26 protein-coding genes are annotated in these 25,668 nt (G+C 52.9%); 1 reads left to right on the top strand and 25 read right to left on the bottom strand.

Annotated features, from left to right (window positions below):
• Window positions 1-42: 42 nt before the first annotated feature.
• The 3 genes from KNP76_RS08285 to KNP76_RS08275 all read right to left on the bottom strand — a co-directional run bounded on the left by KNP76_RS08285 (window position 43) and on the right by KNP76_RS08275 (window position 4,143).
• A complete protein-coding gene (locus tag KNP76_RS08285) occupies window positions 43-1,386 on the bottom strand; it encodes a DEAD/DEAH box helicase (protein ID WP_034809465.1) in 1,344 nt (447 codons plus the stop codon).
• 61 nt (window positions 1,387-1,447) lie between these two features.
• Entirely contained in the window at window positions 1,448-2,383 is a 936-nt protein-coding gene (locus KNP76_RS08280) for a sugar ABC transporter substrate-binding protein (protein ID WP_034809462.1), read from the bottom strand.
• Window positions 2,380-4,143, bottom strand: coding sequence for a sensor histidine kinase (locus KNP76_RS08275; protein WP_214844063.1), 1,764 nt, complete (start codon window positions 4,141-4,143; stop codon window positions 2,380-2,382). The genes KNP76_RS08280 and KNP76_RS08275 overlap by 4 nt, the downstream gene beginning before the upstream one ends.
• Before the next feature lie 120 nt (window positions 4,144-4,263).
• Here KNP76_RS08275 and KNP76_RS08270 point away from each other — a divergent pair, with 120 nt between their 5' ends.
• Entirely contained in the window at window positions 4,264-5,217 is a 954-nt protein-coding gene (locus tag KNP76_RS08270; RefSeq protein WP_034809456.1) for a 4-hydroxy-3-methylbut-2-enyl diphosphate reductase, read from the top strand.
• 38 nt (window positions 5,218-5,255) lie between these two features.
• Here KNP76_RS08270 and KNP76_RS08265 read toward each other — a convergent pair whose 3' ends face one another.
• From KNP76_RS08265 to rarD, 22 genes are all read right to left on the bottom strand, one after another.
• The gene (locus KNP76_RS08265) at window positions 5,256-6,368 is read right to left on the bottom strand and encodes a Nif3-like dinuclear metal center hexameric protein (RefSeq protein ID WP_214844061.1); all 1,113 of its coding nucleotides are present in this window, start codon (window positions 6,366-6,368) and stop codon (window positions 5,256-5,258) included.
• A complete protein-coding gene (locus KNP76_RS08260) occupies window positions 6,368-7,084 on the bottom strand; it encodes a tRNA (adenine(22)-N(1))-methyltransferase (protein ID WP_034814856.1) in 717 nt (238 codons plus the stop codon). Before KNP76_RS08260 ends, KNP76_RS08265 begins: the two co-directional genes overlap by 1 nt.
• A 99-nt stretch (window positions 7,085-7,183) precedes the next feature.
• A complete protein-coding gene (gene cccA, locus KNP76_RS08255) occupies window positions 7,184-7,522 on the bottom strand; it encodes a cytochrome c550 (RefSeq protein WP_214844041.1) in 339 nt (112 codons plus the stop codon).
• A 132-nt stretch (window positions 7,523-7,654) separates the two neighbouring features.
• Window positions 7,655-8,749 carry an RNA polymerase sigma factor RpoD gene (gene rpoD, locus KNP76_RS08250; protein WP_034809447.1) on the bottom strand — a complete coding sequence of 365 codons (1,095 nt, stop codon included), beginning with the start codon at window positions 8,747-8,749 and terminating at the stop codon, window positions 7,655-7,657.
• A gap of 35 nt (window positions 8,750-8,784) precedes the next feature.
• A complete protein-coding gene (gene dnaG, locus KNP76_RS08245) occupies window positions 8,785-10,602 on the bottom strand; it encodes a DNA primase (RefSeq protein ID WP_371816191.1) in 1,818 nt (605 codons plus the stop codon).
• A 122-nt stretch (window positions 10,603-10,724) separates the two neighbouring features.
• Entirely contained in the window at window positions 10,725-11,558 is an 834-nt protein-coding gene (locus KNP76_RS08240; protein WP_051622731.1) for a pyruvate, water dikinase regulatory protein, read from the bottom strand.
• On the bottom strand, window positions 11,545-12,174 hold the full coding sequence (gene ccpN / locus KNP76_RS08235) for a transcriptional regulator CcpN (RefSeq protein WP_034809442.1): 630 nt from the start codon (window positions 12,172-12,174) through the stop codon (window positions 11,545-11,547). Before ccpN ends, KNP76_RS08240 begins: the two co-directional genes overlap by 14 nt.
• A 21-nt stretch (window positions 12,175-12,195) precedes the next feature.
• Entirely contained in the window at window positions 12,196-14,253 is a 2,058-nt protein-coding gene (gene glyS, locus KNP76_RS08230; protein WP_214844031.1) for a glycine--tRNA ligase subunit beta, read from the bottom strand.
• On the bottom strand, window positions 14,246-15,148 hold the full coding sequence (gene glyQ / locus KNP76_RS08225; RefSeq protein ID WP_034809440.1) for a glycine--tRNA ligase subunit alpha: 903 nt from the start codon (window positions 15,146-15,148) through the stop codon (window positions 14,246-14,248). Before glyQ ends, glyS begins: the two co-directional genes overlap by 8 nt.
• A gap of 281 nt (window positions 15,149-15,429) precedes the next feature.
• Entirely contained in the window at window positions 15,430-16,179 is a 750-nt protein-coding gene (gene recO / locus KNP76_RS08220) for a DNA repair protein RecO (RefSeq protein ID WP_214844029.1), read from the bottom strand.
• A 3-nt stretch (window positions 16,180-16,182) separates the two neighbouring features.
• Window positions 16,183-17,091 carry a GTPase Era gene (gene era / locus KNP76_RS08215; RefSeq protein ID WP_034809438.1) on the bottom strand — a complete coding sequence of 303 codons (909 nt, stop codon included), beginning with the start codon at window positions 17,089-17,091 and terminating at the stop codon, window positions 16,183-16,185.
• Between the two features lie 43 nt (window positions 17,092-17,134).
• The gene (locus KNP76_RS08210; RefSeq protein WP_034809437.1) at window positions 17,135-17,479 is read right to left on the bottom strand and encodes a diacylglycerol kinase family protein; all 345 of its coding nucleotides are present in this window, start codon (window positions 17,477-17,479) and stop codon (window positions 17,135-17,137) included.
• Complete coding sequence (gene ybeY / locus KNP76_RS08205) at window positions 17,476-17,952, bottom strand: rRNA maturation RNase YbeY (protein ID WP_034809436.1); 477 nt, start codon at window positions 17,950-17,952, stop codon at window positions 17,476-17,478. The genes KNP76_RS08210 and ybeY overlap by 4 nt, the downstream gene beginning before the upstream one ends.
• The gene (locus KNP76_RS08200; protein ID WP_235193475.1) at window positions 17,930-20,011 is read right to left on the bottom strand and encodes an HD family phosphohydrolase; all 2,082 of its coding nucleotides are present in this window, start codon (window positions 20,009-20,011) and stop codon (window positions 17,930-17,932) included. Before KNP76_RS08200 ends, ybeY begins: the two co-directional genes overlap by 23 nt.
• A gap of 17 nt (window positions 20,012-20,028) precedes the next feature.
• Window positions 20,029-20,985 carry a PhoH family protein gene (locus tag KNP76_RS08195; RefSeq protein WP_034809432.1) on the bottom strand — a complete coding sequence of 319 codons (957 nt, stop codon included), beginning with the start codon at window positions 20,983-20,985 and terminating at the stop codon, window positions 20,029-20,031.
• A gap of 178 nt (window positions 20,986-21,163) precedes the next feature.
• Complete coding sequence (locus KNP76_RS08190; protein ID WP_214844027.1) at window positions 21,164-21,628, bottom strand: hypothetical protein; 465 nt, start codon at window positions 21,626-21,628, stop codon at window positions 21,164-21,166.
• A gap of 5 nt (window positions 21,629-21,633) precedes the next feature.
• Window positions 21,634-22,617: a flotillin-like protein FloA gene (floA, locus tag KNP76_RS08185; protein ID WP_034809426.1), complete on the bottom strand. Its 984-nt coding sequence runs from the start codon at window positions 22,615-22,617 to the stop codon at window positions 21,634-21,636.
• Window positions 22,614-23,126, bottom strand: coding sequence for an NfeD family protein (locus KNP76_RS08180; RefSeq protein WP_214844025.1), 513 nt, complete (start codon window positions 23,124-23,126; stop codon window positions 22,614-22,616). Before KNP76_RS08180 ends, floA begins: the two co-directional genes overlap by 4 nt.
• Before the next feature lie 134 nt (window positions 23,127-23,260).
• Window positions 23,261-23,710 carry a GatB/YqeY domain-containing protein gene (locus KNP76_RS08175; protein ID WP_034809424.1) on the bottom strand — a complete coding sequence of 150 codons (450 nt, stop codon included), beginning with the start codon at window positions 23,708-23,710 and terminating at the stop codon, window positions 23,261-23,263.
• 33 nt (window positions 23,711-23,743) lie between these two features.
• A complete protein-coding gene (gene rpsU, locus KNP76_RS08170) occupies window positions 23,744-23,938 on the bottom strand; it encodes a 30S ribosomal protein S21 (protein WP_029334745.1) in 195 nt (64 codons plus the stop codon).
• Between the two features lie 77 nt (window positions 23,939-24,015).
• Window positions 24,016-24,681, bottom strand: a complete 666-nt coding sequence (deoC, locus tag KNP76_RS08165) for a deoxyribose-phosphate aldolase (RefSeq protein WP_034814844.1) — start codon at window positions 24,679-24,681, stop codon at window positions 24,016-24,018.
• Window positions 24,682-24,771: 90 nt separating this feature from the next.
• Window positions 24,772-25,659, bottom strand: a complete 888-nt coding sequence (rarD, locus tag KNP76_RS08160; RefSeq protein ID WP_260564072.1) for an EamA family transporter RarD — start codon at window positions 25,657-25,659, stop codon at window positions 24,772-24,774.
• Window positions 25,660-25,668 lie beyond the last annotated feature (9 nt).

Below are 25,668 nucleotides of genomic sequence, written 5' to 3'. Positions count from 1 at the left end.
AAAAAGCAGAACCGACTCCAAGAAGTCGATTCTGCTAACGGGTTAACGTTTGTTTTTCTTACGGATTTCACGACGCTCTTTGCGTTGACTCTGCATATGCTCGCGTGAGGCCGTCTCTTTCAACTTATACTTGAACTTTTTCTTGTAGCCCGGTTTGACTTTCTTCTTCGCCTTTTTAATTTCCCCGGCCATGCGGCTGTGGGCCGTCTGCGAAACTTTCATCTTCCGGTCGGTCGTACGACGTTTGCGCGTCTTGATCGGTTGGAGTGACCCGTTGCGCACGTCGACGTGCGTGAAGGTGAATCCACGCTCTTCAAGACGGTTGATTGGACCGTTCTCGTGGTCTTCGTACAGCGTGTACGCCTCACCCGTCGCCCCGGCACGGCCCGTCCGGCCGACACGGTGCGTGTAGAAGTCGAGATCTTTCGGGATCCCGAAGTTGATGACGTGCGACACACCTTTAATATCGATACCACGCGCAGCCAAGTCGGTCGCGATGACGTATTGATACTTCGCGTCGTTAATATCTTTAATTGCTTGCTTCCGGCGACGGGCTTGCATGTCTCCGTGGAGCGTCCCGACGTTGAGTCCCGCCTCGCGGAACGTCGTCTCGAGCTCGTCCGCTTCTTGTTTCGTGTTCGTGAACACGAGACAGACGAACGGATTGATCGCTTTGGCGACTTCGACCGTCAATTCTTTACGGTCACGGTGACGCACTGGAATCGTGTGGTGCTTGATTTTCGGCACGACACGGTGCTCCGCACTCGCTTCCGCGTAACGCGGGTCATGCAAATATTTCTTCAAGAACGGCTCGAGCTTCTCTGGAATCGTGGCCGAGAAGACCATCGTCTGAAGTTTTTCCGGCAACGCCTGTGCGATGCGGTCGACCTCAGGCAAGAAGCCCATGTCGAGCATTTGATCGGCCTCATCGACGACAAAGTGTGTGACTTTGTGCGGGAAGAGCGCCTGGACTTTCATCAAGTCGAGGATACGACCTGGTGTCCCGATGATGAGTTGTGGTGGGTTTTTCATGCGATCGATTTGACGTTCACGGTCGGTCCCACCGACAATCAAACTTGTTTTGATAAATTCCGGTTGTTTGACGAGGAGCGATTTCAACTCCTCATGAATTTGCCATGCAAGTTCACGTGTCGGCGCGACGACGATCGCTTGGACCGACTGCTCTTCCGGGTTGATGGCTTCTAAAATCGGCAAGAGAAACGCGAGCGTCTTCCCTGTACCGGTCTGTGATTTTCCGATGATGTCGCGACCGTTCATAGCAGCCGGAATGATCCGGGCTTGGATGTCGGTCGGTTTGGTGATGCGCTTTTCTGTCAAGGCATCGACGATAAACGGTAACAATTTGAACTGTTGGAAGCTGTTCAATCGATACACCTCCTGTTTCTTTCCACTTTTCCTAGCATAGCGGAATCTAATCATTTGTCAATTAATCTTTTATGAGACCTTCATATAAATAGCTCGATGAGTAGTAATGCCGGGAAATCTTTTTCCCGCTCAAATGCTGTTCGAGTGCTTTGAATCCGACTTCAATCATCTCGTTCGGGGACTGGACGACGGTCGCATCCACCTTGCCGCTATGGATGAGCGGATAAATCTCTGTCACACCGTCGACCGAGACGATCGTCTTCTCGAGCAACCCTCTGCTCTCAAGGGCACGGACGACGCCGAACGTATTGTCATCATTGTGCGAGAAGACGGCATCGAACGGGATGTCTTCTTTTAACCAGCGTGACATTTCAATCTCGGCTTGGAACGTGTCGAAGTTGCCCGTGAGCGAGGCAACGACTTCGAGCTCGTCATGAGCCCGGTCGTACTCCGTCAAACCGAGGCTTCGGTCAATCGTTGAGCGCACCTTGGCCGTCCCCCTCACCTCAACGACCCGAATCGGACGATTCAGATCGGCATGTTTCGCGACGATATGGTTCGCCGCCATCCGACCGATTTCAACGTTGTCCGAGACGACCGATGTGAGTACGCTATCATGGTCAATCATCCGGTCGATGGCGATAATCGGGATTCCTTCGCGTTCCGCTCGCTCCAAAGAGGGTCGGATGAACGTCTCATCGAGCGTCGTCACAAAGATGGCCTCGACGCCTCGATCAATCAAAGAATCGAGTTTCTCTTTTTCTAGCACACGGGAATCTTCACTCGTCGTCGGGACGGGAATGAACCCTTTTTGATTGGCCGTCCTGACGAAAGCGGCGAGCAACTTGTTCGCATGTTCGTGCTTGTCGCTCACAAAGACGAAACCGACTTCATTATCTTTCGTTTTTTGTTCCGGTAGTTGAATCGATGTGATGAGTAAAATCGTCATCGCCCATACGACCGGGAGCCATAGCCAATAGTGTCGGAATCCCTTCATACGTCGGACCGCCTTGGGATTTTAATCATCATGGCCGTACCTTCTCCTTCGACACTTTCAATTTCCATTCGTCCATTCACGGCTTTCAAGTATTCCCGAATCATATACAAGCCGAGCCCGTTCCCGTTATCTTTCGTCGTATAAAACGCCGAACCGACGGCCTGGACTTGTGCTTTCGTCATACCGACGCCGTTATCCTCAATCAAAAAGCGATAGTCACGTTCCGTGAAAAGAATCGTCACGGTGACGCTACCGTCCGCACCTTTTGAATCGACGGCCTCGACCGCGTTTTTGAACAAGTTGTAGATGATTTGAACGAGCATATCGTTCGAGCAATAAAACGGTGGCATCTCGTTCGGGACGATCAGTTCCCATTTCGTCACCCGTTTATAACACTCGGCATCGAGTAAAAACTCGAGTCGCGCTGCAAATTCAGCCATGTCAATCCACTCTTCATCTCGTTTTGACTGGTCCGGCTTCGCGAGCGTGAGCATCGTCGTAATCAAGTGATTGGCCCGGTTGAGCTCCGATAAGGCCAAGTCGAGCATCTCTTGACTGCTGTGCCCTTCTTTCACCATTTGAAGCGTGATTTGGACAGGCGTGAGCGGGTTTCGAATCTCGTGGGCAATCCCGGCGGCGAGCTGGCCGAGCGAGGCGAGCTTCTCTTGTTGGAGCAACAGTTGTTGCTGACTCAACTGCTCGCGCCGGGACGTTTCCATCCGTCTCGAATAATCGTTATACGTGTCGAGTAGCGTCTGGACTTCTTTGGAACCGGTCCGTTCGAGTTGAATCGGCTCGAGGGACTGTTGCCGTTTAATGTTCTGCACGAGCTCTGTGAGCGGGCTCGTCAATGTCTTAGATAGAAGCAATCCGACGAGGATACTTAAAAAGAACGTGACGAGCGTGATTAATAAATATTGCCAACGCGTCGCATAGACCGCTTCATAGACGGAATCGTTGCTATGTTTGGCGAGCACGCTCCAACCGTTGACCCGGGCGTCCGGTTCATACATATAGACGTCCGTGTCCGTGCTCATGATGGAGCGTACGTCCTTGTCTTTCGCCGATTCGATGACCGACCGCGACAAGCGCCGCTCGGCATCGGTGACGAGGTTGAACGACGTCGACAAGACTTCCCCGCGCTCGTTCAATAGATACAAAATCATATTGTCATTCGCCGACTCCAAGACACGCCGATACAAGTCCGAGTTGAGGACGCTGATGCTGCCCCCGAACAGACCGACCGGGCGATTGTCTTCCAAAACCGGGACATACAAATACGTCCCGACATCTCCAGAGATGGAAATCGGGTCACTCATATAAATTTCGTTACCACCTGACGTGATGACGTTCGTGAATTTCGGGTCTGACTTCAGCGTCATCGCCGGCACTTGGCGTTGTGAGTACCACGTGAACGCGTCTTCTCGCAAGTCATAATAGAAGATCGAGGTGAAGCCCGTTCGCTGATTCAAATAGCCGGTGCGAATCCGTTCCTCGATCCACGGCTCGTTGCCGAGATACGCACCAAGGTAGACGAGGTCCTCGTATAGTTTCCCGAGCCGCGTCTCCATATTTTCGATACTGCCGTCAATCGCATAATCGAACTGATCTTTCGCCAGCTCTTCGGCACGGGACACCGTCACACGATCGGCCGAAAACGCTAAAGAGGAGATGACGAGCCCTAAGATGATGAAGATGATAAACGTGATTTGAAAGAAGTATGACTTACGTACTTCTAACAATGATTTCAAACGTTCCACGGTGTCCCTCCTTTCTAACCTTCAAATTATAGCATGAATACACGCAATTCTTTTCGTATTTTCGAAACAATGTTAGACTAAGACGTATGAAAGCATCGCGAAAGGAGCGTTCATCGCATAATGAAAATTAAAAAGATCAGCCCGCGCGGATACTGTTACGGTGTCGTCGACGCCATGAAACTCGCCAACGAGGCTGTGGCCAACCCAGATTTACCACGGCCAATCCATATACTCGGTATGATCGTTCACAACCGCCACGTCACACAAGCGTTCGAAGACCTCGGCGTCAAAACAGTCGATGGTGACGACCGCATGCAAGCACTCGAGACGATTGATGAAGGAACGGTCGTCTTCACCGCCCACGGAATCTCACCGCTCGTACGCAAGCGGGCCATCGAAAAAGGGTTGACGATTGTCGACGCTTCTTGTCCGGACGTGCTCGTCACACACGATTTGATTCGCGAGAAGACGGCTGTCGGCTATGAAGTCATCTATATCGGGAAACACGGTCACCCGGAACCGGAAGGCGCGATGGGTGTCGCCCCGGATAAAGTCCACCTCGTCCAGTACGAGCATGACCTCGAGGCGTTGCCGGCCCGCTTGTTCGAGTCGAACATTCTCGTCACGAACCAGACGACGATGAGCCAATGGGACGTCTCGGCGTTGATTGAACAAATCCAAGAACGTTACCCGCACGTCGAAGTGCATAACGAAATTTGCAACGCGACGCAAGTTCGTCAAGAAGCCGTCGCCGAACAGGCCGGGGACTGCGATTTGTTAATCGTCGTCGGTGATCCGAAATCGAACAACTCGAACCGGCTCGCCCAAGTCTCAAAAGAGATTGCCGGGACGAACGCGTATCGAATCGGTGACTTGAGCGAACTCGACCTCGCCTGGCTCGAAGGAGTCGAGACGGTCGCTGTCACTTCCGGTGCCTCGACACCGACACCGATCACGAAAAAAGTCATCGACTTCTTGACGCAATATGATCCTGCTGACTTGAGCACGCATGATAAAACGCCATTCCTTGAACTACGAAGCATCCTTCCTAAAGTGAAGGCGCTCCGCAAGTGACGACAATCCCCGGCCTAGAACAGGCCGGGGATTGTTTATTATTGGAAACGAAACGGGTTCGTATTCGTCGTCGATACGATCAACTCAACGTCGAGTTTCGCTTGATTGAACCGTTGACGCAACACGTCGACGACACCTTGTTTCATGACGCTCTCGACGTGATGCCCTGGGTCGACGACGGCGAGCCCGAACGCCATCGCATCGTGGGCCACGTGGAAATAAAGGTCACCGGTCACGTAGGCGTCCGCACCTTTAAAGTGCGCGGCCGACACGTATTTGTTTCCGTCCCCGCCGAGGACGGCGACCTTTTCAATCATCCGGCCCGGCTCACCGACGACTCGGACACCTTCAACTCCGAAGCTCGATTTGACGTGGAGGGCGAACTGTTCGAGCGTGAGCGGACTCGCCAAGCGTCCGATGCGGCCGAGGCCATGGACCGGCCCAGCGATTTCGTCACGAATCACATCGTGGGCCACTTCTTCGTACGGATGCGCTTGTTTCATCGCACGCAAGACGTGTTTCTTTTGACTTTCTGTCATGATGGTCTCAATCTTCACTTCTTCGACCGTTTCCGTCTTGCCGACTTGACCGAGATACGGGTCCGCGTGGTCGAGCGGTTTGAACTGGCCGATGCCGTCCACTTTGAACTGACAGTCACGATAGTCACCGATGTGACCGGCCCCTGCCCTTGCCAACGCCTCAGACACGACCGCTTCGTGCGTCTTCGGGACGAAGACGGCGAGCTTATACACGGGCTCTTCATATGTTGGAATGAGGACGCTCGTCTCGATTAGGCCGAGCGCGTCGCTCATCCAGTCGTTGACCCCGCCGGCGCACACGTCGAGGTTCGTATGGGCCACATACACGGCGATGTCATGCTTCACACATTTCATGACGATCCGGCCGGCGGCGCTTCGGTCATTCACTTGGCCGAGCGGGCTAAAGATTGGCGGATGGTGAGCGATAATCAAGTCGATCTCGTGCTCAATCGCCTCATCGACGACCGTTTCGAGCACATCGAGCGTGACCATCACTTTTCGGACTTCTTTATCAAGCGAACCGATTTGAAGACCAATCTTATCCCCTTCGACGGCCAAGTGCTTCGGGGCGAACGATTCGAACAGTTGGATGATATGATTGCCGTTTGCCATTATCCACTCACCTCTCTCATCTTGTCACGTAGTAGCGTAAACGTCCGTTGCTTTTCAAGGAGCGCCTCCGTCTGTTCGCCAGAACGCATCTGTCCGAGCACGTAGTCCAACTTGTCGGCCTCACGACGCCATTTGAGTTTAAACGCGTCGGGGCGACGCTCTAAGAGATAAGGACCGAAAAGCAGTTGCCATTTTCGTACGTCTTCGTTTTGGCTGTACCGGGTTTCGCTCCCACGCTCGCCGACAAGAATTTCATACACTTTATCGTTCTCCTCAACGATTTGCTCATCAATCAATACATATCCTGAGGCAAGCAACCATTCCCGTACATGCTCCCCATCAACGTTCGGTTGCAAGACGAGTCGCTCGACCGCTCCGAGCTTATTTTTCCCAGCTTCTAGAATCGAGCGAATCAAACTGCCACCCATCCCACAAATCGAGATACATGTCGCCTCATCCTCATTTAGGACGGCAAGCCCGTCTCCGAGTCGGACGTCGATTTTGTCCGTCGCCCCAATCAAAGCGACTTGAGCCTCTGCCGCTTCCATCGGTCCGCGATTCACTTCACCGGCGATCGCACGGTCGACGATCCCATTTTGAACGAGATAACACGGGACATAGGCATGGTCGGAACCGATATCGGCGAGCACGCTACCGTGCGGAATGAAATCGACGACTTGTTTGAGTCGACGGTCTAACGTTACTTGTTCTTGCATGAAGACAACTCCTTTTTGACTACTTCTATCTTAGGTTAACGAAATTTCGTGATGCGGACAACAAAAAAACGTACCCTCATGCGTGAGAGTACGTCCGTCTTATTGCTCGAGCAACCACGTCGCGAGGACTTCCGCCTCTTCTGCCGACGCGAGGCCACCTGGCATTGAACCTTGACCGTTTACGATAATGTTGGCAATCTCTTCAGCCGACAAGCGCTCCCCTACACCTGTAAGGGCCGGGCCGACGCCACCTTCTAAGTTACCACCGTGGCAACCGGTACACCCTTTCGCAGCATACAACTCTTCCGGATTCATTTCAGTTATAGCCGGACCTTCCGCTGCTTGTTGCGCTTGGTTCACGCCAAAATAAGATAATGAGACCATGGCGATGATGGCAACGATTGCGATCGCGGCAAATGGCAACAATGGATTACGCATTGTATTTCCCCCTCATGTTCATTCCAAATTTCTACCCATCACTATTTTACTCAAAAAACAATAAAGAAGGAAGGAAAATCACTCATTTTCCTCCCTTTCTTCTAAAACTTCACACTTTATTCAAATGTCTAATCAATCAAGGAAATCTTTCAAACGTTTCGAACGACTCGGGTGACGCAGCTTACGTAACGCTTTCGCCTCGATTTGACGAATCCGCTCGCGTGTGACGCCGAATACTTTCCCGACTTCTTCGAGCGTACGGGTCCGACCATCATCGAGTCCGAAACGAAGACGAAGGACGTTCTCTTCCCGGTCCGTGAGCGTATCGAGCACGTCTTCGAGCTGTTCTTTGAGCAACTCATAAGCCGCCGCGTCTTGAGGTGCCATCGCGTCTTGGTCTTCGATGAAGTCGCCGAGATGTGAATCGTCTTCTTCCCCAATCGGCGTCTCAAGCGATACCGGCTCTTGGGCAATCTTCAAGATTTCACGAACTTTCTCCGGCGTCAGTTCCATCTCCTTGGCAATCTCCTCAGGAGAAGGCTCACGGCCGAGGTCTTGCAACAACTGACGTTGAACGCGAATCAATTTGTTGATCGTCTCGACCATATGGACCGGAATCCGAATCGTCCGGGCTTGGTCGGCGATGGCGCGTGTAATCGCTTGACGAATCCACCACGTCGCGTACGTCGAGAACTTGAACCCTTTCATGTAGTCGAATTTCTCGACAGCTTTAATCAGACCCATGTTCCCTTCTTGAATCAAATCGAGGAAGAGCATCCCGCGACCGACGTAACGTTTCGCGATCGAGACGACGAGACGAAGGTTGGCTTCAGCAAGCCGCTTCTTCGCTTCTTCATCCCCTTGCTCGATCCGCTTCGCAAGCTCCGTCTCATCTTTCGCGCTGAGAAGGTCCACGCGGCCAATCTCTTTCAAGTACATGCGGACCGGGTCATTGATTTTAATGCCGGGCGGGACCGACAAGTCGTTCAAATCGACTTCGTCATCTTCTTTTTTCGCGGGTGTCTCTTCCGCATCGGCCGCATCTTCTGTGACACGGATATCTTTGCCTTCTAAGTCTTCGATGAAGTTGTCGACGAAGTCCGAGTCCACTTCAAAGTGGCTGAGACGATCTTGAATCTCCTGCATCGAGACGACGCCTTTTTTCTTCCCTAACTTCTCGAGTTCCTCTATGGCGTTAAATAAGTCCTCTTTTTTCTTCTCTGCCATCTAGCAGTTCAACTCCTTCCAAACTTCCTTCGCGTTCATCGTTCGCGTAGACGGCGACTGCGGTTAATGAGCTCTTGCAATTTCGATGCCTGGTCTACAATACTTTCGGCATCTTGCGCGATATCCCTTTTCGCCCGTTCGATTTGACGCTGTTCCTCATAACTGTTTATGACCTTAATGTATTCATCTAAAACCTCTTCGCTAAGCTCATCAGGCGCAGCCATGAGTCGAACTTCCGCGTATCGTGTCGCGTAATCCGGACGCTCGTTGCAACGTCGCTCCATGAAGGCTGGGACGACTTGTTCGAACTCCTCGAGCGTCATCTCCTCCGAGACGACCTCATAAAGCGCTGTCGCCAACATCCGGTGAACCTCGTCCTGATACGCCAACCCGAGTCGGTCTCGTACGTAACGCACGCGATCCGGCCCGCTGAGCAAGGCACGCAACAGCAACTTTTCCGCCTTCAAGTAGCGTGGCTCAGCCGCCTTCGAGGCACGTCGCCGCACCGGTTCAGGTTCTGCCACGTGCTCCGGCACTTGCTCTTTTTTCCCCGTCGCCGGCATCCGTGACAATAGCGTGTTAACGGGAATCTCGAACTCATCGGCCAATTTTTTCACGTATAAATCGCGCCGAATCGAGTTGTCACTTTTACTGATTTCCTCAAGCATAGATTCAATAAACCGAATCCGTTCTCCTTCTCGATTCAAGTTTTTCCCGCGACGGAGTGTGCGGTTCATGAAATCGAGGACAGACAGACGTTCCGAGTCGACGAACCGTTGCCATTGTTCGGTCCCGTTCGTTCGAATGTAGTCGTCCGGGTCCGTTTTTTCCGGTAAGAGGAGCACTTGGACGTCGAGCGGATACGTCTCGAGCAAGCGGACGACTTTGAGCGTCGCCTCTTGCCCGGCATGGTCACCGTCGTAACAGACGATGACCTCGTCCACCATCCGTGCTAGCGCACGGGCGTGTCCGGACGAGAACGCCGTTCCGAGCGACGCGACCACTTCTTTCGTTCCCGCTTGGGCGACTTGGAGCACATCCACGTTGCCTTCGACTAAGAAGACACGCTTCTGTTTTCGCATCGTCGCACGCGCTTGGGGAAAGCCGAATAACAGTTCACTCTTATTGAACAACGGGGTGTCGGACGTGTTCACGTACTTTGGCTTTCGTTCGTCAATCGATCGGCCGCTGAAGCCGACGATGGTGCCGTCTCGATCCGCAATCGGAAAGACGACCCGACCTTCAAACCGATCAAAGTATTCACCGGCTCTAGACTTTGAAATCAAGCCGGCCTCGACCATCACTTCGAGGTCGAAGCCTCGCCGTTCAAGTGAATCAACAGTAAATCGCCGCTGGTCCGGCGCATAGCCAATCTTATATGCGGCGATGGTCTCCTCATGGAGCCCGCGATTCGTCAAATAAGTCAAACCGACGTCTCCTGCTTCTGTCTTCATGAGCACTTCATGATACAGTTCTGCGACGACACGATGGGCGTCACGCATCTGTTTACGAATCTGTTGGTCGTGCGATAGTTCCTCGTCTCCGGGAACACCACCTTCGACGGTGATGTTGGCCCGTGTGGCCAACCGTTCAACCGTTTCCGGGAACGATAGACCTTCCGTCTCCATGACGAACGTGAAGACGTTACCGCCTGCACCGCAACCGAAACAATGATACATCCCTTTTTCCGGGGACACCGAAAAAGAGGGACTATTCTCGGAATGAAACGGACAGAGCCCGACGAGGCGATGTCCTTGTTTCTTCAATTCGACCCGTTCGCTTATCAAATCGACGATATCTGTTGCCTGTTTCACTTCCGCAATGACTTCATCCGGTATCCGTGGCAACTCCACCACTCCCTACATCCAAACTCGCAACGAAACGGAACGCGCTTCACGTTCCGTTTCACTGTAATGTCAGTACTCTATTATACCCGTTCGCAACTCCGATTACTAACACGAGTGCTCGTAATGCGTCACGAATGACCGAGATGACGCAAAATGATACCGGCCGTCTCTTCGACGGCCTTATTCGTCACGTCGATCACCTCACAACCGATCCGTTCATAAATCCCTCTCGCGTACTCGAGCTCACGATTGATGCGCTCGAGTTGCGCATAGTCCGCCTCCGGCTTCAAACCGAGTGATTTCAAGCGTTCCATTCGAATCGAGATCAGCTTGTCCGGCGAAATGATCAGCCCGACGCAACGTTCCGGCGGCAAATCGAACAATTCTTCTGGCGGCCGCGATTCCGGGACGAGCGGGACGTTCGCCACTTTAAACCGTTTCAAAGCCAAGTACTGGGACAGCGGCGTTTTCGATGTCCGCGAGACCCCGACGAGCACGATGTCGGCTTTCTTCAGTCCACGCGGGTCCCGACCGTCATCATACTTCACCGCGAACTCCATCGCCTCGATTTTACGGAAATAATCGTCGTCAAGGCGATAGATGAGTCCTGGCTTTTCACGAGGGCTCTCTTGAAGTTCACCCGATAAGACGTCGAGCAAGTCACCGAGCAAGTCGACCGTCTTCACGCCGTACCGCTCCCCGAGTGAGACGAGCAAGGCGCGATGTTCTTCGTTGACGAGCGTAAACGCGATGACCGCCGTTTGCGCCCGGGCTTGCGTGACGACGTCATGAATCGTCTGTTCATCCTCGACGAACGGGATACGAAGCGTCTCAATCGCATTTTCATGGAACTGGATGCTCGCAGCCCGAACGACGAGTTCACACGTCTCACCGACCGAGTCACTTACGACAAACACGAGTTGTTTCTTTGTCAAATCAGCTTCCTCCTCAGAACGACTCATCGTTGGCGAGTGCGATCAACACTTTTGTCATATTCGTCTTCGTCATCCGTCCGAGCACGATCAGTTTGCCGTCTTTTTCTTCGACGACCGGCATCGCGTCGATTTGTTTTTCAATCAACTTCATCCCGGCCCGAATCAACGTCTCACTTTTCTCGCAGACGGTAATGTTCGGCATCCGTGTCATGATGACATTGACAGGCAATTGGTCTAGGTCTTGATTCCCAATCGCGGCCCGGAGCAAGTCTTTCCGGGACAAGACGCCGACGAGTTCACTATCTTTTCCGACGACGAACAAAGAACCGACGTCTTCTAAAAATAGGGTCACGACCGCATCGTATACGGTCATCTCGTCACTGACGACTTTTGCTGACGACATAAAGTCGCCGACGGTCAACGAATCGAGCTTCTCACGCAGCATCGATGAGTTGCGTTTGCCGACGAACGTGTACCCGACGCGCGGTCTCGCCTCTAATATGCCCGTCATCGTCAAAATCGCAAGGTCGGGACGGAGCGTCGCCCGGGTGAGCGATAGTTCTTGTGCAATCTGTTCACCCGTGATCGGTCCGTTCCCTTTCACGATTTCGACAATCTTCTGTTGGCGTTCATTCAGTTGCATGGCCAACCCCCTCTATTTTGGTCAAAGCACGAGTGCATTGAAGTCGGCGACGCGCTCGATTGCCGACGCCAGACGTTTCATCTCGTGAAGACGGTTCAAGCGGACTGCCTCCACGTCACTCATGACCATCGTATTTTCAAAGTAAGCGCTAATCGGTTGCTCCAAGATGCGAAGTGCCGTGAGCGCGCGTTCGTAGTCCCCTGCCTCGACCGCATCATTCAACTGATGCACCGTCGTCTCGGCAGCGTCATGGAGCATACGTTCTTCGTCGTTCTCGAACAAGGAGACGTCAATCGGTCCGTGTTCACCTTTCTTCGCGATGTTGCCGACCCGTGTCAATTGTTCAATCAACGGTTTCGCCTCGTCACGCGACACGAACTGTTGCACCGCTTCGGCACGGGCATCGAGACGTGTGACCGAAAGTCCTGTCGTAAGAATCGCATCGATGACATCGTAACGGACTTGGCGCTCTTGCAGACGATACTTCAAGCGAAGCATGAAGAAGTCTTTCAATTGCGCTTTGACTTGTTCTTTATCGGCATCGTAAAGTCCTGCTTCTAGCTGAGAATCGACAACTTGTGACAAAATCTCATCAATCGTCATGTCGACGTCCCAATCCCCAAGGATTTGAACGACACCTTGCGCTTGTCGGCGAAGAGCGAACGGGTCTTGTGAACCGCTCGGGATCATGCCGATTCCAAAGAAGGCGGCAATCGAATCGAGCTTGTCTGCGAGCGCGAGCGTTGCCCCGGTCGCAGTCGTTGGTGACGCATCGCCGGCAAACCGTGGCATGTAATGTTCACGGATGGCCGCAGCGACTTCGCGGTCTTCGCCTTGCATGAGGGCATATTTCTCGCCCATGATGCCTTGCAGTTCCGTGAACTCGTACACCATTTGACTGACGAGGTCGAACTTATGGATGTGTGCCGCACGCGCGACTTTCGTTTCGTCCGCTTTAAAGAGCGGCGCGAGCGTTTCGGCTAGCCGTTCCACGCGACGAACTTTGTCACCGGTCGTGCCGAGTTTCTCATGGAACACGATCCGGTCGAGACGCGGCAGTTGATCGTCAAGCTTCGTCTTCTTGTCTTCCTCGTAGAAGAAGACGGCATCGGCGAGACGAGCACGGATGACTTTCTCGTTTCCGCGGGCGACGTTCTCGAGGTGCTCGGCGTTCCCGTTCCGGACAGTGACGAAATACTGCTTGAGCGTGTCCCCGACGTAGACCGGGAAGTAACGTTGATGTTCTTTCATCGTCGTGATCAATACTTCTTCTGGGAGTTCAAGATAACTCGCATCATACTCACCGAATAGCGCTGTCGGCCACTCGACGAGGTTCGTCACTTCTTCAAGCAATGACGCGTCGAGCGGTACCGTCCAGCCTTGTTCAGAGGCGAGCGCCTCGATTTGAGCCGTGATCTGGTCTTTACGCGCCTCATATGAAGCGATGACGTACGCTTGTTCGAGCGTCGACACGTACGCGTCGGGCGAAGCAATCGTGACGTCACCCGTGCTTAAGAAGCGGTGACCGCGCGTCACATTGCCTGTTTTGACCCCTTCAATCTCGAAATCGATGCGCTCTGTTCCGAACAAGGCGATCATCCAACGAATCGGGCGCATATAACGGAGACTGCTCGTCCCCCATTTCATGTTTTTTGGGAACGTCATGCCGCGCACGACGTGTTCAAGGCCAGACAGGAGCGACATCGTCGCTTGGCCCGCCTCGTGACGGTCTGCAAAGACGTACTCGACGCCTTTCTCTTCCGCGAAATAGAGGTCCTCGACCGAGAGGCCTCGACCGCGCGCGAATCCGGCCGCGGCTTTCGACCAGTTCCCTTCAGCATCTTGGGCGATCTTCTTCGCTGGTCCACGTAACGTCTCCGTCAAATCTTGTTGTGTCTCTTCGACGTTTTTGACGAGGACGGCGAGACGGCGTGGCGTCGAATAGACGTCGACCGTCCCAAAGTTGACGCGGGCGTCGTTCAAGAACGTGGTGACGCGCTCCGCTAGCTGTTGCTCCGAGCGGAGGACGTATTGGGCTGGCAATTCTTCAAGTCCGATTTCTAATAAAAGGTCACGCATCAAGGGCACCTGCTTTCTCTTGATTAAGAAGCGGGAAACCGAGACGTTCCCGTTCTTCGATAAACTTCGCCGCGCACGCGCGCGACATGTTGCGTACACGTTGAATGAATCCGGTACGTTCGGTCACCGAGATGGCGCCTTTCGCATCGAGTAAGTTGAACGTGTGCGAACATTTGAGGATGTAGTCGTAAGCCGGGAAGACGAGGTTCTCGTCAAGGGCGCGTTTCGCTTCTTTTTCATACGTGTCGAACAACGTGAACAGCATGTCGACATCTGAAAGCTCGAACGTATATTTCGAATGCTCGAACTCCGGCTGGTAGAAGATGTCCCCGTACTTGAATCCATCTGTCCAGACGAGGTCGAACACGCTCTCGACTTCCTGGATGTACGAGGCGAGACGCTCGAGACCATACGTGATTTCGACAGCGATCGGATCACACTCGATGCCTCCGACTTGTTGGAAGTACGTGAACTGCGTGATTTCCATCCCGTTGAGCCACACTTCCCAACCGAGTCCGGCCGCACCGAACGTCGGGTTCTCCCAGTTATCTTCGACGAAACGGATATCGTGCTCGAGCGGGTTGATCCCGATGAGCTCGAGGCTCTCCAAGTACAGTTCTTGAATGTTGTCCGGTGACGGCTTCATGATGACTTGGAACTGATGGTGTTGATAGAGACGGTTCGGGTTCTCTCCGTATCGGCCATCTGCCGGGCGGCGCGATGGCTCCGTATAGCAGACGTTCCACGGCTCCGGTCCGAGACTCCGGAGGAACGTCATCGGGTTCATCGTCCCGGCTCCTTTTTCCACGTCATATGCCTGCATCGTCAGGCAACCTTTTGACGCCCAGAAGTTTTGCAACGTCAAAATGATTTCTTGTACTGTCTTATGTTTCATGTTGTGACACCTCCAAAAGTATTGAAACGACAAAAAACGCCCCTATGTGCCATGCACATAGGGACGGGATTACCCGCGGTTCCACCCTACTTGCCTCGAAACGAGGCCACTCTTTGGATTGTGGGCGCTCCAGAACCGCCATTCACTTTTCACATGGCGCTCGGCTCCCACCTGCCCGAACTCGCTGTCCCCATCGTTAAAAAGCTACTCATTTCCTTCATTGCGCACGCTACATTCATTTGTCTAATCGTAGATTATGGTATCGAATCTTGTCGAAAAAGTCAATCATCGTTCAAATGAAGTCGTTGCATTTGATCGAGCACGCGCTTCGTCTTGAGACGGAGTCCGCTGTATGAATCCATATAGGCGTCGAACAGTTGCCTGAGAAGTAGCCGCGTCTCTTTCGTGAGCGGAACGTTGCTGAACTCGGAAAGCTCATGACGGCTCATCCAATACAGCAGTTTCGCCAACCGTTCGCTCAAACGAATCGAGTCTTCCTCGTTATGACGTGCGCACAGGAAGCCACCCGCCGTCACCGAAAAGTACATCGGGTCGGTCACGTCGTTACAGCGGATGCATCCGGTCAATACCGGGGCGACACCGAGCAAGTGAAGAATACGCAGCTCAAAGTGGTGCGTGATCACCTCCGCGTCCATCCCGGCATTGAGCGCCTGAAGCGCCTCGTTCAAGATGCGGTAGAGCGGACGGTTCGGCACGCGGTCCTCGACGGTCCGGTCGACGAGTTCGAGCCAATACATCGCATACGCCATCCGCTCGACGTCTTTTCGAATTTCTGGGTACGACGTGATTACATCCGACGATTTCAATTGGCCAAGGCCACGACTCGCCGGAAAGATATAGACGGCTTCGACGAACGGTTGACTCGACGAATGAAGACGACTGCCTGGCTTCTTCGCCCCCCGTGCCATGACGGCGACCTTACCGAGCTCTTCGGTGAACAACGTCACGACTTTGTTCGACTCACCGTAATTGACCGTGCGGATGACGATCCCCGTGACTTTTTGTAACATCGCTTAATACTCGTCGTCGCGGAAACCGAGGTCGCGCAGTTGGCCCATCTTGTTGCGCCAGTCCTTCTGTACTTTCACCCAAAGGTTCAAATACACTTTCGTCCCGAGGAGCATCTCGATATCCTGACGGGCTTCGGTCCCGATTTCACGGAGCATCGCACCTTTTTTGCCGATGACGATTCCTTTTTGCGAATCGCGCTCGACCATGATCACCGCCTCGACATCGACCATCTCCGAGTTCTCGCGTTTTTTAATCGACTCGATGGCGACAGCAATCGAGTGCGGCACTTCGTCACGCGTCTTATGGAGCACTTTCTCACGAATCAGTTCAGAGATGATGAACCGTTCCGGGTGATCGGTCACTTGGTCGGCCGGGTAATACATCGGGCCTTCCGGAAGTAACTTTTTAATCTCTTTAAGAAGTGGTTCGACGTTGTTCCCTTGAAGTGCCGAGATTGGGACATATGCCGCAAAATCGAGCTGGTTTTTATATTGTTCAATCACGGCTGGAATCTCATCCGGATGAATCATATCGATTTTGTTCATGACGAGGATGATCGGCGTGTCGAGCCCTTTCAACTTTTCGATAATGAAATCATCGCCCGCGCCACGCGGTTCCGTCACGTTGACCATGAAAAGAATCGCATCGACTTCACGCAAGGCGTTCGTCGCGACTTTCATCATGAAATCACCGAGGCGGTGTTTCGGTTTATGAATCCCTGGCGTGTCGATGAAAATGATTTGAGCGTCGTCGGTCGTGTACACCCCTTGGACTTTGTTGCGCGTCGTCTGTGGCTTATCCGACATGATGGCAATCTTTTGACCAATCACGCGGTTTAAAAATGTAGATTTCCCGACGTTCGGGCGACCGATAATCGAGACGAATCCTGATTTAAAATCTTCTTGATACATAGTGCACCTGCTTTCATATTGTCTTGAATAAGGACGCGCCCGTTCACACGAGCGCGAGAAGATACGGTAAATAGATGACGAGGGCCGTTACGGCCGCACCGACTGAGGCGACGAGCACGGCACCAGCGGCCACATCTTTCGCTTGTTTGGCGAGTGGCCTCACGTCGCGCGTCACAAGATCGACCGTCCGTTCGACGGCCGTATTGAGTAATTCTAACGAAATGACGAGAATGATCCAACCAAATAACAACAAGTTCTCCATCGTCGTCGTGTCGAGCCATATCGCGAACACAACGACGAGGAGGCTCGCGATGAGGTGAATCCGCATATTCCGCTCGGTCCGCGCCGCGTGCACAATCCCTTGCACGGCGAACCAAAACGGTCTCACACCTCGCCTCGCTTCAACTCAAAATGGGCGAGCACTTCTTCTTGCCGAGCCGTCATTTCCGCCTCGTCTTCCGGCGTCATATGGTCGTACCCGAGGAGATGTAAGAAGCCGTGGATTGCCAAGAAACCGAGTTCTCGTTCGAATGAGTGGCCGTAGTCCGCCGCTTGTTCCCGACAACGCTCGACCGAGATGACGAGGTCGCCTAGGAGGCGCGGCTCGTCTTCGTCGAGCATGAAATCCATCTCTTCTTCCCCCATCTCATCGAACGCAAAACTGATCACATCCGTCGGGGCATCTTTGCCGCGCCAATCCCGATTGATTTCTTGAATCAACTCGTTCGTCAAGAACGTGACCGAGAGTTCACTCGGTTCCTCGACGTCTTCTTCTGTTGCGGCGTGGACTAAAATCGCTTCGACGAGTTCACGTTGTGCGCTCGTCAGTAATCCATGTTCATCGTTCGAGATGATTTGCATGCATGTCGCCTTCTTTCTTTAGTTCTGGATATTCGATGCGTTCATGGAAGAGGCCAGTCAACGTCTCACAGGCACTCTCGCCGACACGCCATACTTCTTTCGTCGTCAAATCACAATCTTCAAACTGACCGTCTTGCAGCTTATCGCGAATGATGCCATTAACGAGCTGACGGATGCGGTCGGGCGTCGGTTGTTTTTGAGACCGGACCGCGGCCTCGATTGAATCGACGATCATGACGACGGCCGCCTCACGCGTCTGCGGTTTCGGACCCGGATAACGGAAGCGCGATTCGGATACGTCACGCGTCTCTTTCGCCTTCACGTAAAAGAACTTCAACAGCGAGGTACCGTGATGTTGTTCGGCGATGTCGATAATCTCTTGTGGCAACTTGTAGCGCCGCAGAAGATCGGCCCCGTCATACGGATGGGCCATGATGATATCGGCCGACTCTTCAGGAGTGAGTCGGTCATGCGGATTGACGCCGTTCTGTTGATTCTCGATGAAATGGAGCGGTCGTTCGGTCTTTCCGAGGTCGTGGTAATAACTCGCCACGCGGGCGAGCAATCCGTCGGCCCCGATCGCCTCACACGCCGACTCGGCCAAATTGGCGACCATCATGCTGTGATGATACGTGCCTGGCGCCTCCATCAACAACTTCCGCAAGAGCGGGTGAGTCGGGCTCATCAGTTCGACGAGGCGTCCGGATGACAAGACGCCGAACCACGGTTCGAGGAACGGCAAGAAGCCGAACGTGAGAACGATGGACAAGAGCGCTCCGACGACGGCGAAGCCGGACAAGTAAGCCGCCATTTCCCATGTCACTTGCGTGTTTCGTAAGAACAACAAGGCGAGCACCATGATGATATTGATGATCCCGAGCAAGATGCCGGACAAGAACAGTCGCTTCCGCTGAATCTTCGGTTCGACCAAGAACACCGCGAGGAAGCTTCCCGTCGCGAAATAAACGAGCGTCATGAAGCTCGTATTCTGTCCATAACTGACGACAATCGCCCCGGCAATCATCGTGATCAACGCCGATGCGAGTGCGACGCGTTCATCGACCAAAATCCGGAGCAGTAATACGACGAAGGCCGTCGGCGCGAGCACATAGGCGTACGTTGTGAATTCGATGCCGATATAGCCGACTCCGAAAAAGAGTCCAAGTTGGAATAACAAGAGACCATATACCGTAATCAAGATTTTCGGTCGGAGCAATAGCTCATTGATCTTTGAGCGAATCAACATAAACAAAAATCCAGCTGTCAGCAGGCCGCTCAATAAGTATGATCCGAAAAGCGGTGCGAACGATCGGTTCGGGTCAATGGCACCACTCAGTTCGAGCTTACGATAAATTTCGCGCGTGACGACTTCTCCTTGATTGACGAGCAGTTGACCCTCTTGAATGATGACCGGGTCGACAGCATCGACCGCTTCTTGTTCCTTTTGCCGCGTCGCTTCTGAGTCGAAGACGTAGTTCGGCACGATGAGCTGGTCGCTCAAGCTTTTGGCAATCGTTCGAAACTCGAGCGAGAGCGGTGATTGATCGATGAGCGTCCCGGCGCGGTCTCGTGCATCGGCGATTGAGTCGGAACTCGTCTCGATGCGATTCCCCATAACTTCCTGAAGCGCCGTCACGGTGACATCTTCGACCGTTCTTCGCGTGTTTTCACTCGCCTGGAGCAACGCGTTCAACTCATCGTCCCCAAGAAATCCGTTCGCATCAGTCGAGTTGAGACGACTTTTAATGTCGGCTAATTCTGTCTCGTCATCCGTGTTCTCGAACGCCGCGAACAGCTGCTCGACTTTCGCAATCTGTTGATCGGCGAACTCACGGCGAAGCGAGAACTGGCTGCCGACGGCGTTCGTCGCTTCTTGCCTCAACCGTTCCGTCGCCACGCGGTCCTCGATTGTGATCGGTGAGCGGATATCCTGTTCGGCAATCCCGAGTGGTTCGACGCTTATGATGGTCGGGCGCACTGTAAAGTAAAGGATTGCCCCAAGGATGAGGAAGAAGACGATTGAAATCGCCGCCACCGTCCAATGACGTGCTCGTTGCATCAGTGCCCCCCCTTTCGTCATGTAAGATCCGTGCTATAGGCGTTGATGATTTTCTTGACGAGTGGATGGCGCACGACGTCCGAAGCGGTAAAGTGCTCGAAATGAATCCCGTCTACCCCTTCTAACAGGCGGAGCGCCTCTTGTAAGCCGGACGCTTTCCCTTTCGGTAAGTCGACTTGCGTCAAGTCACCCGTGACGACCATCTTCGACCCGAAACCGAGTCGAGTCAGGAACATCTTCATCTGTTCTTTCGTCGTGTTCTGTGCCTCGTCTAGGATGACGAACGCGTCCTCGAGCGTCCGTCCTCGCATATAGGCGAGCGGGGCGACTTCAATCGTCCCGCGCTCGAGCAGGCGATTCGTCTGTTCGACGCCATAGACGTCGAATAAGGCGTCATAAAGCGGACGCAAATACGGATCGACTTTCTCTTTCAAGTCGCCCGGTAAAAAGCCTAGGCTCTCTCCGGCTTCAACGGCAGGTCGTGTCAAGATGATGCGTTTCACTTGACCTTCCTTCAAAGCACGGACGGCTAAGACGACCGCCAAATACGTTTTCCCCGTACCGGCCGGACCGATTCCGAAGACGAGGTCACGGCGCTCGATGGCGCGAACGTAACGGCTCTGCCCGACCGTCTTCGCACGAATCGGCTTCCCTTTGCTCGTCGTGAAGACGACGCGTTCGTAATGTTCGAGCAACTCGTCACCTTTCCCGACTTGAATATGTTGAATCACGCTGATCGCATCGCTCTCGTTCAAACGTGCGCCTTTCTTTACGAGCTGTTGCAATGTCTTGACGACTTGTTTCGTCAGCTCTAACGTATCGGCTGAGTCTGCTTGAATGATGAGTTCTTCTCCTCGAGGTGTCAATGCGACGGAAAGCTCAGATTCGATAGCTTCGAACACTTCGTCTTTCGGTCCAAGGAGTGCTTGTGCTTCGTTCGCATGCTCCATGACGAACGGAATTTTATCAGTCATAATCAATGGATGATACTCCCCCTCTTGAATAGATTGTTCCCTCTTTACTTTAGCACTATCAAGCCGTTCGTGAAAGAAAGACCGCCCCTTCCACGAGCAAAAAAGCAGCAACGAGAAGAACCGCACTTGATTGTTGGATTAAACCAACACATCAAGGCGGTTCCCGTCACTGCTTCATTCAGCGCTTACGTTTTGAAACGGGTGGCTGAATGATTTCACTCCACACGACCGCTTGTCTCACTTGCTTCATCGACATGCGTGGTTGTGGTTGTGGACGTGTCGATTCCGCCTCCGTAATTGGCGGAATCTTCACCGTCTGTTCAAACTCCCGACTGACGGCCGGTTGTCGCTCTCGCGACTTCGGCGCGTGACGGTCTGGGTCGTACGGACGACCTAACGTTTGTTCCGGGTCCGCAGGAGCCGCGACGCGGCGTCGCAGTTTTTGTCCCTGGCCTTGTCCTTGCTTCGGTTCCTCAAGCGAACCTTCGACTTCTTTCATCATATCGCCGACCGTATCGAGATAGCGTTTCAAGTCCGAACTTGGGGGACGCTCTCCCGTCGTCGACGAGGATTTCTCTAACCGCTTCATGACCGCCGAGGCGATCCCGAACGCGGCGAGTAGGAGTACCCACAGTCCATCCATATCGATTACTCTCTATTGTCAGATTCGACTGGGTGACCGATCGCTTTACGCATGTCTGTATCGGCTTGGACGTTCAAGTAGTTGACGTAGTCCATGACACCGAGTTTACCGTGGCGGAGTGCCTCGGCCATCGCGAGTGGGACTTCGGCTTCAGCTGCGACAACTTTCGCGCGCATCTCTTCAACAGAAGATTTCATCTCTTGTTCGCGAGCAATCGCCATCGCACGGCGCTCTTCCGCCTTCGCTTGGGCAATCTTTTTGTCGGCTTCGGCTTGGTCTGTTTGAAGTACCGCACCGATGTTCTTACCGATATCAATGTCGGCAATATCAATCGAGAGAATCTCGAACGCCGTCCCTGAATCAAGACCTTTCGTCAATACTGTACGTGAAATCAAATCCGGGTTTTCAAGTACGTGCTTATGATTGTTTTGCGAACCGATCGTTGAAACGACCCCTTCCCCGACACGGGCAATGATCGTCTCTTCACCGGCACCACCGACGAGACGGTCGATGTTGGCGCGAACCGTGATGCGGGCTTTCGCCTTTACTTCGATCCCATCCATCGCCACACCAGCGATAAACGGTGTTTCAATCACTTTCGGGTTAACCGACATTTGGACCGCTTCAAGCACGTTCCGACCAGCGAGATCAATCGCTGCCGCTCGTTCGAACGACAGCTCGATGTTGGCGCGGTGTGCCGCAATCAATGCGTTGACGACACGGTCGACGTTACCGCCGGCAAGGAAGTGACTCTCGAGTTGGTTCGTGTTCAAACCGAGTCCGGCTTTCACCGCTTTAATGAGCGGGTTGACGATTTTCGATGGGACGACGCGACGGAGACGCATCCCGACGAGCGTAAAGATTGAAACGTGAACGCCTGCTGCGAACGAGCTAATCCATAATCCTACCGGTACGAACGTGAAGAATACCGCTAGGGCAATCAAACCTCCACCTGAGATGAGTAACGTGGTCAATAGTTCTGGTGTCATTCTGTTACATCCTCCTTCGGCTCTACAAAGCTTCGGACGACGACGCGTCCTGAATCCACTTTATACACCTGAATTTTAGTTTGTTGATCGAGATAGCTACCCTCTGTTACGACATCGATTCGTTCTCCTTCAATCTCAGCGGTACCCGCTGGACGAAGTGGTGTCAATGTGACGCCGACCTTACCGAGCAAACTTTGTTTGTCGGCGTGAGACAAGTAACCTTTTTCTGACGACGTCGAGTCCGTCAAAATAAGGCCCTTGTACATGAGCGACCGATTCGACCGCAAACGTCGATACGCCCAAAATCCAAGTCCGGCAACGATGGCCGTGGCCAAACCGAGCGATAGCCACAACTGACCGATCGTGGCGCCTGCCATAATCAGACTGGCGACGACCGCACCTATACCGAGCACTCCAAACAACCCAAAACCGGCAACGAACACTTCAATTCCAAGAAGGACGACTCCGACGAAAAACACTGTCAGAATCACTCCGAGACCAAATGTCATCGTATTGCTACCCCCTTCCAAATAAAAAGCTACCTCTTATCTCTAGTGTATACGAAACGAGATTGAATGTGGTTTCAGAATACGCAAAAAAAGGCAGAATCTTTTGGAATTTCCAAAAGACCCTGCCAATTCGTTCAATTCGTCAATTGTTGTTTGACGATTCGGTTCACAAGACCACCGTCTGCCTTGCCTTTAACTTGAGGCATGACGACGCCCATCACCTTACCCATATCAGATGGGGCCGACGCATTCGTCTGGGCGATAGCTGCTTTGACGATTGCAGTGACCTCTTCTTCAGAGAGTTGTTCAGGCATATAGGCCTCTAGCACGACAATCTCGTCAGCAACTTTAGAAGCAAGGTCCTCACGACCAGCGCTTTCGAATTCTCGGAGGGAGTCTCTGCGCTGTTTCATCTCTCGGTTGAGCACCGTGAGTTCCTCTTCCTCAGTAAGATCTTGTCGGCCAAATTTGATAGCCTCATTTTGGAGCGACGCTTTGACCATCCGGATCGTCGTAAGACGATCTTTCTGTTTGGCGCGCATGGCTTGCTTCATGTCGTCCGTCAAGCGTTCTTGAAGACTCATGAGCTAACACCCTCTCTACAAATGAAACTGAAATTAGAATTTCTTACGCTTACGCGCAGCTTCTGATTTCAATTTACGTTTTACGCTTGGCTTTTCGTAGTGACGACGTTTGCGAACTTCGGCAAGAGTGCCATCTTTCGAAACACCGCGTTTGAAACGACGAAGAGCGTCTTCAAGCGATTCGTTTTTACGGACACGAGTTTCCACTAGTTTTCCCTCCCTCCGAATTACACGACTAAGGAAACGTGTTTCACACGTCATATCATATTATAGTGAAATTAAGTCGTGAGGTCAACCACTAGTTGTTAATAGTCGCTATCTGAACGACCGCCTGTGACGATGGCGATTCCAGCCGATGCGCCGATGCGCGTCGCACCCGCATCAATCATCGCTTTCGCGCCTTCAAAGTCACGTACGCCACCCGATGCCTTCACGCCAACATCCGGGCCGACCGTTTCGCGCATGAGGCGAATATCTTCAACCGTCGCGCCGCCCGTCGAGAAACCAGTCGACGTCTTCACAAAGTCTGCACCAGCCTTGACTGACAACTCGGCCGCAGTCTTGATTTCTTCTTTCGTGAGCATGCACGTTTCGAAGATGACTTTAACGAGCGTACCGTTCGCTGCTTCCACGACCGCGCGGATGTCGCGCTCGACAAGCTCCAAGTCGCCGTCTTTCAACGCTGCGATATTGATGACCATATCGACTTCATCTGCACCGTTCGCGATTGCATCTTTCGTCTCGAACGCCTTCACTTCTGGCGTGTTGGCTCCGAGTGGAAAGCCGATGACCGTGCATACTTTCACGTCGTCATCTGACTTGAGTTGTTCTGCTGCATACTTTACCCATGTCGGGTTGACACAGACGCTCGCAAATTTGTACTCGAGCGCCTCTTCGCAAAGCTTTGTAATTTGATCTTTCGTCGTTTCAGCCTTTAAAGCCGTGTGGTCGATATAACGTGCTAATTCCATCGTATAGTTCCTCCTTTGATCGTTAAGTCTGACATATAGGTCTGACCTCTAACATATTATCATGTTTTACGCGCTTGTAACAGCTTTCATTTAAGCAAGCTGGCGTCGTTTTCTCGTTTGGACCCAGCTGTTCCAGCTAAAGAAGAAGATGGCGAGCCAAATACACGTGAACGCGAACACATGATATGCCGTGAACGGCTCATGGTACAGGATGACGCCAATCGCCAGACTGATTGTCGGTGCGATGAACTGCAAAAACCCAACAAGTGTGAACGGGATGTGCTGCGCTCCGTAGCCGAACAACAAGAGCGGTAACGCCGTCATGACGCCGGTCCCGAGTAGGGCGAGCCAAATAATCGGAGACGGAGTGAGGGTGAGCGTCTCCCGCGACGTCTCGAACGCGAGAAACAAAACCGCGACCGGTACAACAGCGAGCGTCTCGATGCCGAGACTGACCGTCGAGGCGAGCGGCCGTCGCTTTTTCACCATCCCGTAAAATCCGAACGTACTTGCCAAGATGAACGCAATCCAAGGGAATGAACCGTAACCAAACGTCAAGACGAGCACCCCAATCGTGGCCACCCCGACAGCGAGCCACTGGACCCGATTTAATGATTCCCGAAACACGAGCACCCCTAACACCATACTGACGAGCGGATTGATGTAATAGCCGAGTGAAGCTTCAATGATGTAACCATGGTTCACGGCCCATATGTAAACAAACCAGTTCGCACTGACGATGAACCCGTTCAACATGAAAGCGTTTCGAGTCGCTCGGTGACGTAACGCATAATTGAATTCCGTCCACTGTTTCGTCCACTTCAAGACGAGCAAGATGAATAAAAACGACCAAACGATTCGATGAGCGAGAATTTGACTGCTCGGGATTTCCTGTAGAAACTTCCAATAAATCGGGAGGATCCCCCACATGACGTATGCGCCAACCGTGGTCAAGACTCCTTTATTCAACGTATTCACCTGCCCTCT

Origin of the sequence: Exiguobacterium sp. s150 (assembly GCF_018618435.1) — a bacterium.
Lineage (GTDB): Bacteria > Bacillota > Bacilli > Exiguobacteriales > Exiguobacteriaceae > Exiguobacterium > Exiguobacterium alkaliphilum.
This window is presented reverse-complemented; position numbering and strand designations above follow the sequence as displayed.

Excerpts from the sequence above, each read along its gene's own strand:
- KNP76_RS08280 (WP_034809462.1), bottom strand. The coding sequence starts at position 2,383 with ATGAAGGGATTCCGACACTATTGGCTATGGCTCCCGGTCGTATGGGCG.
- KNP76_RS08270 (WP_034809456.1), top strand. The coding sequence starts at position 4,264 with ATGAAAATTAAAAAGATCAGCCCGCGCGGATACTGTTACGGTGTCGTC.
- KNP76_RS08265 (WP_214844061.1), bottom strand. The coding sequence starts at position 6,368 with ATGGCAAACGGCAATCATATCATCCAACTGTTCGAATCGTTCGCCCCG.
- KNP76_RS08260 (WP_034814856.1), bottom strand. The coding sequence starts at position 7,084 with ATGCAAGAACAAGTAACGTTAGACCGTCGACTCAAACAAGTCGTCGAT.
- cccA (WP_214844041.1), bottom strand. The coding sequence starts at position 7,522 with ATGCGTAATCCATTGTTGCCATTTGCCGCGATCGCAATCGTTGCCATC.
- rpoD (WP_034809447.1), bottom strand. The coding sequence starts at position 8,749 with ATGGCAGAGAAGAAAAAAGAGGACTTATTTAACGCCATAGAGGAACTC.
- KNP76_RS08240 (WP_051622731.1), bottom strand. The coding sequence starts at position 11,558 with ATGAGTCGTTCTGAGGAGGAAGCTGATTTGACAAAGAAACAACTCGTG.
- ccpN (WP_034809442.1), bottom strand. The coding sequence starts at position 12,174 with ATGCAACTGAATGAACGCCAACAGAAGATTGTCGAAATCGTGAAAGGG.
- glyS (WP_214844031.1), bottom strand. The coding sequence starts at position 14,253 with ATGCGTGACCTTTTATTAGAAATCGGACTTGAAGAATTGCCAGCCCAA.
- glyQ (WP_034809440.1), bottom strand. The coding sequence starts at position 15,148 with ATGAAACATAAGACAGTACAAGAAATCATTTTGACGTTGCAAAACTTC.
- recO (WP_214844029.1), bottom strand. The coding sequence starts at position 16,179 with ATGTTACAAAAAGTCACGGGGATCGTCATCCGCACGGTCAATTACGGT.
- era (WP_034809438.1), bottom strand. The coding sequence starts at position 17,091 with ATGTATCAAGAAGATTTTAAATCAGGATTCGTCTCGATTATCGGTCGC.
- ybeY (WP_034809436.1), bottom strand. The coding sequence starts at position 17,952 with ATGCAAATCATCTCGAACGATGAACATGGATTACTGACGAGCGCACAA.
- KNP76_RS08200 (WP_235193475.1), bottom strand. The coding sequence starts at position 20,011 with ATGCAACGAGCACGTCATTGGACGGTGGCGGCGATTTCAATCGTCTTC.
- KNP76_RS08195 (WP_034809432.1), bottom strand. The coding sequence starts at position 20,985 with ATGACTGATAAAATTCCGTTCGTCATGGAGCATGCGAACGAAGCACAA.
- KNP76_RS08190 (WP_214844027.1), bottom strand. The coding sequence starts at position 21,628 with ATGGATGGACTGTGGGTACTCCTACTCGCCGCGTTCGGGATCGCCTCG.
- floA (WP_034809426.1), bottom strand. The coding sequence starts at position 22,617 with ATGACACCAGAACTATTGACCACGTTACTCATCTCAGGTGGAGGTTTG.
- KNP76_RS08180 (WP_214844025.1), bottom strand. The coding sequence starts at position 23,126 with ATGACATTTGGTCTCGGAGTGATTCTGACAGTGTTTTTCGTCGGAGTC.
- KNP76_RS08175 (WP_034809424.1), bottom strand. The coding sequence starts at position 23,710 with ATGAGTCTTCAAGAACGCTTGACGGACGACATGAAGCAAGCCATGCGC.
- deoC (WP_034814844.1), bottom strand. The coding sequence starts at position 24,681 with ATGGAATTAGCACGTTATATCGACCACACGGCTTTAAAGGCTGAAACG.